Source organism: Aeromonas sp. EERV15, from assembly GCF_900079845.1.
Lineage (GTDB): Bacteria > Pseudomonadota > Gammaproteobacteria > Enterobacterales > Aeromonadaceae > Aeromonas > Aeromonas sobria.
Window position 1 is genome coordinate 201,975 of the sequence record NZ_FKKY02000002.1, and the last position, 12,435, is coordinate 214,409.

11 protein-coding genes are annotated in these 12,435 nt (G+C 53.8%); 3 read left to right on the forward strand and 8 right to left on the reverse strand.

Annotated features, from left to right (window positions below; translation table 11 throughout):
• Window positions 1-2 precede the first annotated feature (2 nt).
• Window positions 3-641: a pyridoxamine 5'-phosphate oxidase gene (pdxH, locus tag BN4575_RS02770; RefSeq protein ID WP_068977045.1), complete on the reverse strand. Its 639-nt coding sequence runs from the start codon at window positions 639-641 to the stop codon at window positions 3-5.
• Between the two features lie 324 nt (window positions 642-965).
• Between pdxH and BN4575_RS02775 the strand changes: the two genes are divergently transcribed.
• Window positions 966-2,177 (forward strand): RsmB/NOP family class I SAM-dependent RNA methyltransferase, encoded by a 1,212-nt coding sequence (locus tag BN4575_RS02775; protein ID WP_068977046.1) that lies wholly within the window; start codon window positions 966-968, stop codon window positions 2,175-2,177.
• 83 nt (window positions 2,178-2,260) lie between these two features.
• On the opposite strand, the gene BN4575_RS02780 is transcribed toward BN4575_RS02775, so the two are convergent.
• The 5 genes from BN4575_RS02780 to tdcB form a co-directional block, all read right to left on the reverse strand.
• A complete protein-coding gene (locus BN4575_RS02780) occupies window positions 2,261-2,656 on the reverse strand; it encodes a RidA family protein (protein WP_068977047.1) in 396 nt (131 codons plus the stop codon).
• A gap of 70 nt (window positions 2,657-2,726) precedes the next feature.
• Complete coding sequence (pflB, locus tag BN4575_RS02785; protein WP_068977048.1) at window positions 2,727-5,021, reverse strand: formate C-acetyltransferase; 2,295 nt, start codon at window positions 5,019-5,021, stop codon at window positions 2,727-2,729.
• Between the two features lie 44 nt (window positions 5,022-5,065).
• On the reverse strand, window positions 5,066-6,274 hold the full coding sequence (gene tdcD, locus BN4575_RS02790; RefSeq protein WP_068977049.1) for a propionate kinase: 1,209 nt from the start codon (window positions 6,272-6,274) through the stop codon (window positions 5,066-5,068).
• Window positions 6,275-6,478: 204 nt separating this feature from the next.
• A complete protein-coding gene (gene tdcC, locus BN4575_RS02795; protein WP_042020713.1) occupies window positions 6,479-7,816 on the reverse strand; it encodes a threonine/serine transporter TdcC in 1,338 nt (445 codons plus the stop codon).
• 11 nt (window positions 7,817-7,827) lie between these two features.
• The gene (tdcB, locus tag BN4575_RS02800) at window positions 7,828-8,832 is read right to left on the reverse strand and encodes a bifunctional threonine ammonia-lyase/L-serine ammonia-lyase TdcB (protein ID WP_042020711.1); all 1,005 of its coding nucleotides are present in this window, start codon (window positions 8,830-8,832) and stop codon (window positions 7,828-7,830) included.
• Between the two features lie 433 nt (window positions 8,833-9,265).
• Here tdcB and BN4575_RS02805 point away from each other — a divergent pair, with 433 nt between their 5' ends.
• A complete protein-coding gene (locus BN4575_RS02805; protein ID WP_068977050.1) occupies window positions 9,266-10,228 on the forward strand; it encodes an IS1595 family transposase in 963 nt (320 codons plus the stop codon).
• Window positions 10,229-10,260: 32 nt separating this feature from the next.
• On the opposite strand, the gene BN4575_RS02810 is transcribed toward BN4575_RS02805, so the two are convergent.
• Window positions 10,261-10,605 (reverse strand): Grx4 family monothiol glutaredoxin, encoded by a 345-nt coding sequence (locus BN4575_RS02810; protein WP_068977051.1) that lies wholly within the window; start codon window positions 10,603-10,605, stop codon window positions 10,261-10,263.
• Window positions 10,606-10,893: 288 nt separating this feature from the next.
• Between BN4575_RS02810 and sodB the strand changes: the two genes are divergently transcribed.
• A complete protein-coding gene (sodB, locus tag BN4575_RS02815) occupies window positions 10,894-11,478 on the forward strand; it encodes a superoxide dismutase [Fe] (protein WP_068977052.1) in 585 nt (194 codons plus the stop codon).
• Window positions 11,479-11,597: 119 nt separating this feature from the next.
• Here the strand turns inward: sodB and BN4575_RS02820 are convergent, their stop codons facing one another.
• Window positions 11,598-12,410, reverse strand: a complete 813-nt coding sequence (locus BN4575_RS02820; RefSeq protein WP_068977053.1) for an MlaA family lipoprotein — start codon at window positions 12,408-12,410, stop codon at window positions 11,598-11,600.
• Window positions 12,411-12,435 lie beyond the last annotated feature (25 nt).

Below are 12,435 nucleotides of genomic sequence, written 5' to 3' on the forward strand. Positions count from 1 at the left end.
GATCAGGGGGCCAGACGCTCGATATGCCAGCCATCCCCTTCGCGGGTGTAGTAGAAGCGGTCATGCAGCCGGTGTTCGCCACCCTGCCAGAACTCTACCGTCTCGATCACCACCCTGAAGCCACCCCAGAAGCTCGGCAGCGGCACTTCGCCATTGGCAAACTTCTGCTTGAGCTCGAGGAACTTGGCCTCCAGCACGCCGCGGGCCGAGATGCGGGTCGACTGCTTGGAGACCCAGGCGGCGATCTGGCTATCCTTGGGGCGGCTGTGGAAATACTTCATCACCTCGAAGGTGCTCATCTTCTCCACCCGGCCGGTCACATGAACCTGACGGTCGAGGGTGTGCCAGGGGAAGAGCAGGCTGATACGGGGGTTACCTTCCAGCTGGTGCGCTTTGCGGCTGCCCATATTGGTGTAAAAGACCATCCCCTGTGCGTCGTAGTGCTTGAGCAGCACGGTGCGCTGCCACGGCTGACCATTGGCATCCACCGTTGCCACCACCATGGCGGTGGGATCGGTCAGTTTGGCCTCACAGGCCTGCGCCAGCCATTTCTCGAACAGCGCCAGCGGATCGGCCGGCAAATCGGCACGGTGCAGCCCGCCACGGCAGTATTCACGGCGCAGATCAGCAACATCCATCATCTTGATTTTCCTTCAAATAAATAATGGCTCCACGACCATCAAGAAAATGATTGCAGGCATTGTGCTCCGCCCGTCTGACGGTGACAAGCCATAACGCAGCGGGCAAGTAGCCACAGCCAGATATGCGCAAACCTGGCCCCAGCGATGGTGTTTTCTCATTTTGGAGAGGCTATCACCGTCGAAAACGGGACTTACCCCAACCACACCGTACATAACCACCTTGCACCACATGACCCTTACACCTATCATTGCGCCGATTTATCTGTTTTAGAATCTTCCCACACTACTCGGGGGGTTCATCTTTATCTGGCCAAGGTTAATCTCATGCTTAAGTCCCCACTGTTGCCCCGTTTCGGGGATCTGATCGTTGCCATTGTTGACGATGTGCTGGGCCAGGGTCTCACCCTGGACCGCGCCTATGCCCGTCACTTCTCTGGCATCGAACTCAAACCGCAAGAACAGGCAAGGATTGCCCTGGTCACCGGCGATTTGCTGCGTCGCCTCAGTCTTTATTGTGCCCTGACCGGCATTCAGGTGCGTCAGGCCGAGAAAAATGTCTGGCCACTGCTGCATGCTTGGCACGCTTTTCACAAAATTGACCAGCCTAACCGCCCCACTCTGGATCGTTTCAATGAAGAGGCCTTTCGCCGCCGTCTGACCGAAGCGAAGAAGAACCCGGTGCTGATGGATGGTTGCCCGAGCTGGCTGGAAAAGCTGGGTAGCGAGCAGCTGGGCGAAGCCTGGCCTGCAGAACGTGCCGCCCTGGCCTGGATGCCCAAGCGCTACCTGCGGGCCAACACCCTCAAGTGCACCCGTGAAGAGCTGCAAGCCATTCTGGCCAAAGAGCATGTCACCACCATCCCGGTTGAAGGTGTTGAGACTGCGCTGCAGGTCACCTCTGATACCGCCCTGTTCCGCACCAAGGCGTTTGCTGACGGTTGCTTCGAACAGCAGGACGCTGGCTCCCAGCTGGTCGCAGCTGCGCTGGAAGTGACCCCGGGCATGCGGGTCATCGACGCCTGCGCCGGTGCCGGTGGCAAGACCCTGCACATCGCCGCCATGATGCAGGGCAAGGGCCGTCTGCTGGCAATGGATGTAGAAGAGTGGAAGCTGGAGAACCTCAAGCAGCGCGCCCGTCGCGCCGGTGCCCACAACGTGGAGACCCGGGTCATCACCAGCAGCAAGACCGTCAAGCGCCTCAAAGAGACCGCCGACCGCGTACTGCTGGACGTGCCCTGCTCCGGTCTTGGCGTACTCAAGCGCAATCCTGATGCCAAGTGGCGTGATACCGCCGAGCGTCTGCCGGTGCTGGTGGCACTGCAAGAAGAGATCCTGCAGCGTTACAGCCAGATGGTGAAGGTGGGTGGTCTGCTGGTCTATGCAACCTGCTCCATCCTGCCTCAGGAGAACCGTCAGCAGGTGGACAAGTTCCTCGCGGCCAACGAGAACTTCCGTCTGCGTGACGATCACACCGTGAGCCCGTCAGAGACTGGCTTCGACGGTTTCTACATGGCCCGTATCGAACGGATCGCCTGATCCGCCCCGATGACCATATAGACAAAAGCGGCTGCCAATGGCAGCCGCTTTGTTTTGGCTTGCTGACCCACTCCCGATAGGGGTTACAGCGCAGCAATCGCCTCAATCTCGATCTTCACATCCTTCGGCAAGCGGGCCACTTCCACGCAGGAGCGCGCCGGATACATGGCATCGTGCTCGGTAAAAAAGTCGTTGTAGACCTGATTCACCGCGGCAAAGTCGTTCAGATCCGAGACAAACACCGTGGTCTTGATGATGTTGCGTACCTGGGCGCCTGCCGCCTCGACAATCGCCTGCACGTTTTGCAGCGAACGCAGGGTCTGCGCTTCGATGCTCTCCGGGATCTCGCCGCTCACCGGATCCAGCGGGATTTGGCCCGAGGTGTAGATCATGTTGCCGGTCACGCTGCTGAGGGTAACACCCTGCACATAGGGGCCGATGGCACCCGGTGCCGCTTTAGTACTGATAACCTGTCGCATCTTAGTTGTCTCCTTGATGTCATAAAACGGGGTTAGCCCTAAGCAAACCTGCTCGCCCCGGGCACACCAGTCAGATCATGTTGGTAAAGGTTCTGGCAATCACATCCTGCTGCTGTTCGCGGGTCAGGGCGTTGAAGCGCACCGCATAACCGGAGACCCGGATGGTCAGGCTGGGGTATTTGTCCGGATTGTCGATGGCATCCAGCAGCATCTCGCGGTTCATCACGTTGACATTGAGGTGCTGGCCCCCTTCCACATCCCGCTCGTGATGGAAGTAGCCATCCATCAGCCCCACCAGATTGTTCTCGCGATTGGCCGGCTCCTTGCCCAGTGCCCCCGGCACAATGGAGAAGGTGTAGGAGATCCCGTCCTTGGCATATTTGAACGGCAGCTTGGCCACCGAAGCGAGCGAGGCGACCGCCCCTTTTCGATCCCGGCCATGCATAGGATTAGCCCCCGGCGCAAACGGCGCGCCAGCGCGGCGACCATCCGGGGTGTTGCCGGTCTTCTGGCCATAGACCACGTTGGAGGTGATGGTCAGGATCGACTGGGTCGGCACCGCATTGCGGTAGGTCGGCAGCGCCTGGATCTTCTTCATGAAGCGCTCGACCAGATCGCAAGCGATAGAGTCGGCCCGCTCGTCGTTGTTGCCGTACTGGGGATACTCCCCCTCAATCACGAAATCGACCGCCAGCCCGTCAGCATCGCGCACCGGCTTGACCCTGGCGTACTTGATGGCCGCCAGCGAATCGACCGCTACCGACAGACCGGCAATGCCGCAGGCCATAGTGCGATAGACATCCCGATCGTGCAGCGCCATCAGCGAGGCTTCGTAACTGTATTTGTCGTGCATGAAGTGGATAAGGTTGAGCGCGCTGATGTACTGCACTGCCAGCCAATCCATAAAGCTGTCGAGGCTGCTCATAACGGTGTCGTAATCCAGCACCTCGTCCATGATGGGCGCCACTTTCGGGCCGACCTGGATCTTCAGCTTCTCGTCCACCCCACCATTGATGCAGTAGAGCAGGGTTTTGGCGATATTGGCGCGAGCACCGAAGAACTGCATCTGCTTGCCGATCACCATGGGGCTCACGCAGCAGGCGATGGCGTAGTCATCGCTCTCAAAATCGGTGCGCATCAGGTCATCGTTCTCATACTGCAGGGATGAGGTATCGATGGAGACGCGGGCCGCATAGGTCTTGAAGGCACGCGGCAGCCCTTCCGCCCAGAGGATGGTGAGGTTGGGCTCGGGCGCTGGCCCCATGGTCTTGAGGGTATGGAGGTAACGGAAGGCGTTCCTGGTCACCAGAGTACGACCATCCAGCCCCATGCCGCCGATCACCTCGGTGGCCCAGATGGGATCGCCGGAGAAGAGGGTGTCAAACTCCGGGGTGCGCAGGAAGCGCACCATGCGGATCTTCATGATGAAGTGATCGACCAGCTCCTGGGCGTCCTGCTCGCTGATCAGCCCCGCCTTCAAATCACGCTCGATATAGATGTCGAGGAAGGTAGCGGTACGACCGAGGGACATGGCCCCGCCATTTTGCGACTTCACCGCCGCCAGATAGGCGAAGTAGAGCCACTGCACCGCCTGCTGGGCAGTGCGGGCCGGGCCGGAAATATCGCAGCCGTAGGTCGCCGCCATCTGCTTGATCTGCACCAGCGCCCGCTGGTGCTCGGACAGCTCCTCACGCTGGCGGATCACCTGCTCCAGATGCTCTCCCCGCTCGAGGGCCGGTTGCAGATCGGCAAACTGCAGCTCCCGCTCACGGATAAGATAATCTATGCCATAGAGTGCAACCCGACGATAATCTCCGATAATCCGACCACGGCCATAACCGTCCGGCAAACCGGTCAAAATACCCGATTTTCGGCAGCGTAACATCTCGGGAGAGTAGACATCGAACACCCCCTGATTGTGGGTTTTACGCAATTCGCTGAAGGTATATTCAAATTCGGGATCCATCTCCCGACCATATGCCTCAAAAGAGCTTCTGATCATATTTACACCACCAAACGGGTGCAGTGCTCTTTTCAGCGGCCTGTCGGTTTGCAGGCCAACAATTTTTTCCAGCTCCTGCTCGATATAACCGGGCCCGTGGGCAGTAATAGTGGTAGCAATATTGGTATCAAAATCGACCGGCGCATGGGTAGCATTCTCGATGCGGATCCCTTCCATCACCTTGTTCCACAAGGTGGTGGTCGCCTCGGTGGCATCCGCCAGAAACTGTTCGTCACCTTCATACGGGGTATAGTTTTGCTGGATGAAATCACGAACGTTGATTTCATGTTTCCAGTTTTCACCGGCAAAACCTTGCCATGCCTGGATATAACTATCCTGATCCAATTGCACATCAATTTTCATTCAATAAACCTCATTCACGATTCATGACATTACAGTTGAAATATTCAGACACACTCGGCCTGACGGATCTGTTGGCCCAAACGAATGGCATCCAGTGCGATCATTTTCTCTTCATTGGTCGGAATAACCGCTGCAAACATTGCCGAAGAGTGTGCAGAAATAACCCGGTATCCCATGGCATTAGGCTGTTTATTTAACTCATCACTCATGGCGATGCCAAATACCTGTAACCGTTCGCACACCAGTTTTCTGATAAAGGCCGAGTTCTCGCCAATACCGCCAGTGAAAATAACGGCATCCAGTCGGCGTAATGAGGTGGCATGACCACCAATATGGCGGGCAATACGGTGGACAAAGGCATGGATAGCCAATTTAGCCCCCGGATGACCTTCTTGATAAGCCGCCTCCAGCACTCGCATATCGGAAGAGAGACCGGAAATACCGAGCAAGCCGGAGTGCTTGTTCAAGACCCGCTCGATATCCTCGATGGATTGCCCGGTCTTGCTGGCAATATAGGCCAGCGCACCGAAATCAATATCACCGCTGCGACTGCCCATAATCAGCCCCTCCAGCGGCGTCATTCCCATCGAGGTATCGACGCTATTGCCATCCTGCACCGCGCAAATAGAGGCGCCATTGCCCAGATGGGCAATCACCAGACCGGCATCGTTACCATTTAGCCCAAGGAAAGAGACCGCCTGCTCGGCGACATAGCGATGAGAGGTGCCATGGAAGCCATAACGGCGCACACCGTAATCCTGCAAATATTGATAAGGCAGCCCATAGATATAAGCTTCCGGCTTCAAGGTCTGATGAAAGCCGGTATCGAATACTGCGATCTGGGGTTGCGTCGGAAATAGCTGACGAGCCGCCATCACACCGCTCAGATTGGCGTGATTGTGCAGAGGGGCTAAGGGTGACACCTGCTTGATTTTGGCCAAGACATTTTCGTCAATTATCACGGCTTCGCTAAATTCACTGCCACCATGAGCAATGCGATGACCAACCAGCGCAATGGCATCCAGCAGATCTCGTTTTTTCAATTCCGCCGCGATGGCAGCCAATGCACAGGTGTGGCTACTTTCAGGTAAAGGGGTGACAGGCTCTTTATCTACTTTCAATTGAGGATGGGTCGTTTCAATACCATCCGCCATACCGGATATCACCACTTCACAGGATTGACTATCCAGTACGGAGAATTTTACCGATGAGGAGCCGCAATTGATAACCAGAACCAACGAATCAAACTTCATTACATCGCCTCGATATAAATAGGGTCGAGTCACTGCAGTCAGGGCATTTCGCCTAGGTGTTTAAACAGCGGGTCAAATAACGGATAGCCTTGCCGATGACACAAATATTTGTGCCAACAAAAACCGCTGATTGATCGCGTCAGACTGCACCATCCAGACCCCGCCAGGGGGGCCTGAATGGTTAATGACTTGCAGAAAAGGTTTTCAGAACAGCTTGGAAACAATATTCAGGATGGTCAGCACACCGATAATGGTGACAAACAGGTTGCTGGCCTGACCTTTATATTTTGCCAGTGCTGGCGTCTTGCTCACCGCATACATCGGCAGCAGGCAGAGCAGAGAGGCGATAATGGGCGCGCCCATTGCTTCAATCAGGTCAAGGATGTTGGGGTTGACATAAGCGACCAGCCAGGTGGAGCCCATGATGAACAGCATGCTGATCATGTTAAGCTTTTTCGATGAGACCTTGGTCTTGTCACCTTGATAACCAAACTTGAGGATCAAGCCGTTTAACCCTTCCAGGGTCCCCAGATAGTGGCCAAAGAAAGACTTGAAGATGGCAACCAGCGCAATAATGGACGCCGCATACTCCAGGGTGGTGGCAAACGTAGACTTGCTGCCAGTCATCGAGGAGAAGTGGTTGGCCAGATAGGAGAGCACCGGAATATTCTGGGCCTTGGCCTCTGCCATGTTTTGCGGTGACAGGGTAAACAGGCAGCTGAAGGCGAAGAACATCACCACTGCCACCATCAACATGCTGGCACCGGAGATGATTTTGGAGCAGCGCTTCTCGGTAAAATCGCGACCGAACTCGTGCTCATACTCTTCCCGTTTGGAGACGATGAAAGAGGAGACAATCGGTGAGAAGTTGAAGGAGAAGACCATGATGGAGATGCCAAGCCAGACGGTAACCAGAATACCATCGTGACCGAGCAGGGATATTTCACTCAGATTGACCTGGTCAAATACCGCACTGTTCCAGTAAGGGACCAGCGACAGCGAGATGATGATCAGACTGGCAATAAAAGGAAACACCAGATAGCTCATCACGCGAACCATCAGATCTTTACCGAAATAGATGACGAACGCCATGACTAGCAAGAGCCCCAGGGCGACCACACCCCGATTGAGCGGCACCATTTGCAGTTGATGCTCCCAGAATGCCATAAACGTATTGGTGATCGTTACACCATATATCCAGAGCAGGGGGCAGATGGCAAAGAAGTAGAGGAAGGTAATCACCACGCCACCCATCTTGCCAAAATGCTCTTCGACGGTCTCGGTGATATTAGCGGAAGGATTACTACCGGAGAGGCACAATCTGGCGAGAGCCCGATGACAATAGAATGCTATCGGATAGGCAAGCACCATCATAATCAATATCGGAATTAAGCCACCATATCCAGCCCGGATGGGGAAAAATAGCACCCCGGCACCGATTGCAGTACCAAATAGGCCCAACCCCCAAGTTGTATCTGTTTTACGCCAAGCGCGGGTATTTTCTTTTTCTTTGCTGCTAGTAACGACACTGTCTAATATCATGACCGCATTCCTTACAGGCTAAATTGAGGAATATTGTTCTGTTCGATTATCTCGACTATACGGGTAAGATCGATATTGCCACCCGAAATAATGCAGACGGTTTTTTTACCTTCAACATAATGCTGTAATTTACCACTTAGCAGTGCTGCAGAAGCGAGCGCACCCGCACCTTCGGTGATTATTTTATTACGCTGGATCATGTCGACCATGCTGTGACGAATATCATCTTCAGAAACCAGAACAATATCATCAACCAGCTGCTTGACGATTTCAAAGGTCATGGAACCGGGTCTTGCTACATCACAACCATCTGCCAAGGTGCTGCTGGTTCTGTGATTAGTGATGGTGCCGGCATAGAAAGAGGCTGCCATACCATGCACATTTTCAGATTGCACACCGATAATTCTGATTGTCGGATTGATTGATTTAATCGCCATCGCCACACCGGCAATCAAACCACCACCACCAATCGGCACTATGATGTTATCGACATCATACAAGTCTTCGATAATCTCCAGACCAATGGTTCCCTGGCCTGCAATCACTTTGGCATCATCGAATGGGGGAATAAATACCCGACCTTCCATTTCGACTATTTCACTGACTTTGGCAATGGTGTCATTGAAACTATTACCATGGAGGATCACTTTGGCTGAATAATCACTGGTTGCTGCAATTTTTGATTTGGGGGCACAGCAGGGCATGACCACCTTGGCATCAATACCAAGCATGGCACTGGAGAGTGATACGCCCTGAGCATGGTTACCCGCAGAACAGGCGACAACACCTTTTTGTCGATCTTCCAGACTTAATGAGCTGAGTTTATTGAAAGCACCACGAATTTTAAAAGAGCCTGTACGCTGCATGTTTTCAAGCTTGAGGTAAACCTCACCATGACAACGTTCACTGATGTAATTTGAGGGTAGTTGCGCGGTCTTGTATATATGATTGGTCAGTCTTTTTTTGGCTTCAGTAATATCATGAAGACCAATGGGCAGATTGCTATACATCTTCATCGCAAATCTCTTTTTATTTATTAATTTGTAGGGTTTTACTTCACAGGACGCAGGGATACTAGATTTTATCAACTGCAATTAATGTGAGCATCAACACAAAAAAACATGCAAATAGACTAGCTTGTGGTGAAAATATCAAAGAATGTGACAGCGGCAACATCCGAATCCTAAATGGATTAGAAAATATTATCAAAGATAGTGAAATTATATAATTAACAACTTAAGAACAACCATTTAATGATTAGTATTTTTAATGCCTTTTTCGACTATCTATTACCTTATATCAACACACCACATCGGTGCTGTGCTACCTGCCAAGCGCCACAATTCGATAAAAAAGGGAGCCATAATGGCTCCCTTTAACAAGGCTCTGTCCCAATTATGTGTTGAAAGACTAAGCTTGAAGTAGGCCATCACCTTGAGGTCTACCATCATGGATACCCCAGCCTTTCAACACCTGTTATCTCTCTTTCCACAGCTTACCCTGCGCCAACGCCGTGTTGCCCGGCAGGAGCTCATGGCGCCCCACACCATTACCTCACTCAATACCCAACTACCTGCATGCAGCGGTTGCCCACATTGTCAGGCCGATGCCAATCAGCTGGCACCCTGGGGATGGAGTCGCGGACTACGTCGCTACCGTTGCAAACTGTGTCTGCGCACCAGCACAGTGCTGACCAAGACCCCCTTGGCCAGATTACGTAAAGCGCAGTGCTGGGAAGACTATGCGCAAGCCCTTATTGAAGGACTGACTGTCCGCCAGGCAGCGCTGCGTTGCGGGGTCAGCAAGAACACCGCGTTCCTCTGGCGTCACCGCTTCTTGCGTGCGATGGCCGCCCATCAAGCCACTCTGGAAGAGGGTATCGTTGAGGTCGATGAGACCTTCTTCCTCGAATCGTTCAAGGGGCAACGGGGACTGCCGCGCCCGGCACGACATCGTGGTGGCAAGGGGCGAACCCGGGGAACCGGGCCGGATTACATCCCGGTGATGGTGGTGCAGGACCGTGCTGGTCACCATGCAGATTTTCAGTTGGAAAAGATGAATGCCGAAACAGTTATCTCGGTGTTGAAGCCCCTTGTCTCGCCGGATGCCGTGCTGTGTAGCGATGGCGCGGGCGTGTATGCCAGTTTCAGTAAAGTGCAGGGAGTGACTCATCAAGTAGTGCGCAATCGTCAGGGTGAGCGTGTGGTAGGAGCATTCCACATTCAACATGTAAACGGATATCACCATCGATTGAAAGAATGGATGGTGCGCTTTCATGGCGTGGCAACTCATTACCTGAGGAGTTATCTGGGTTGGCGCAGGATGCTGGAGCGTTACGGGAAGGGTATGAATATCAAAGCGTGTTTGCATGAGGCGCTGGGGCACCCCATGCAACACGTAATTGGGACATAGCCTTTAACAACATAGGTAATGACGGTGTCCGCTTACTCGGCGGCGGCGTCATCCTGCTTGTACTTGGCGGCAGTTTCCTTGATCAGGGTCTGCAACTCGCCAGCCTGGAACATCTCGATCATGATGTCACAGCCGCCGATCAGCTCACCCTCAACCCACAGCTGGGGGAAGGTCGGCCAGTTGGCGAATTTTGGCAATTCGGCGCGGATATCCGGATTTTGCAGGATATCAACGTATGCAAACGGCTCGCCGCAGGACATCAGAGCCTGGGAGGCCTGGGCAGAGAAGCCACAGCTGGGTAGCTTGGGGGAGCCCTTCATGAAGAGAATGATGGGGTTATCAGCCAGCTGCTGCTTAATCTTTTCAATAGTTTCCATAGGTGCCTCACTAGAGCGATTTCGGCAGTCATTCTACTGCAATCTTGTCCGAGTACAACCCGACAAAGGGCCGACAATGAACGAATTACCCAAAGAACAGAGGCGGGCTTGATCGCGATCATGGCGCCAATCAAGAGTTGTTAGGCCATCTTTGATGCTGCTACAATCCCTTGGCTTTGGGCTACCCAGCCCCATCATTTTAAAAACAACTCTTTTCACATATAGAAAAGAGTATGCAATGTCTTGCAACCGTCGCTTTCGCACGGACCAGCCAATGGAGAGTAGAAAATGGCATTCGAACTTCCCGCTCTGCCCTATGCAATCAATGCTCTGGAACCGCACATCTCCCAGGAAACTCTGGAATATCACCACGGCAAGCACCACAACACCTATGTGGTCAACCTGAACAATCTGGTGCCGGGTACCGAGTTTGAAGGCAAGTCTCTGGAAGAGATCATCAAGACCTCCAGCGCTGGCATCTTCAACAACGCCGCCCAGATCTGGAACCACACCTTCTACTGGCACTGCCTCTCCCCGAATGGCGGTGGTGAGCCCACTGGCGATCTGGCCGCAGCCATCAACAAGGCGTTTGGTTCTTTCGCCGAGTTCAAAGATGCCTTCACCAAATCTGCCATCGGCAACTTCGGCTCCAGCTGGACTTGGTTGGTGAAGAAAGCAGACGGCTCTCTGGCCATCGTCAACACCTCTAACGCCGGTTGCCCGTTGACCGAAGCGGGTACTACCCCGCTGCTGACCGTTGACCTGTGGGAGCACGCCTACTACATCGACTTCCGCAACATGCGTCCGAAGTACATGGAAACCTTCTGGACTCTGGTCAACTGGGAATTCGCGGCCAAGAACTTGGCTGCCTAATTAGCCCCTCTTGCCAAAACGCCCCGCTCTGCGGGGCGTTTTTTATGGTGAGTGCCAAGACAACCGCGCCATAAATACAAAAGGCGCCCAGCGGCGCCTTGTCTCTTCACTGGTCGAGATTACTGATCCAGCTCATCCATATACTCATCGAGATTGGCATCATCAGCCTGCTCTTGCTGAGACTCTGTCAGCTCAGACTGCTTGCCCGTCACCTTGCCCTGATTGTACTGCAGATAGAAATCCTTGGTTAGCGCATAAGGATCGAGGGCATTGTCGATGATCCGCTCCTGATCGATCAGCTTGGCACGTTTTCCCAAGCCATCCAGAGCCCAATGTGCGAACTTTATCGGGAAAGTCAGCAAGGCATAGGGGAAATAGAGGCTATCAATCGTATCGCCGACCAGCTCACGGGTGGTGGTCGGGCCGTAAACAGGCACCATGATATAGGCACCATCACCTATATCAGCCTTGCCCAGTACTGTATCCATCTCCAGCTTGTTGCGCTCGAGGCCGGCATGCTTGGCCACATCGAAGATCCCCAGCAAACCGACCGTGGTGTTGACGGTAAAGCGCCCCAGGTTGGTTCCCGCCCCTTTCAAATCGCCAGTGATCAGATGGTTCACCATGCTGCTCGGTTCATCAAAGTTGGCAACAAAGTTGGCAATGCCATCCTTCACCCCCACCGGAATGTAGCGGGCATAGGCATGTACCACAGGACGTGCCACATAGGGCTCCAGCACATCATAGTTGACCGCCCACATTGCCCGGTTGGCACCTTGGAAGGGGTCACGAGGATCGGCTGCCGTACTGGTAGCGCCCGGATGATTGATACCGGGATTAAGATCCAGGCTCTCTGGGCCTGGTTTCGGGGGGCCACCGGCACACCCAGCCAGCAATAAAGCTGACAGGAGGGTTCCTGAACGAAAATGCATATGGGGATCCTGACGTTTTATTTTG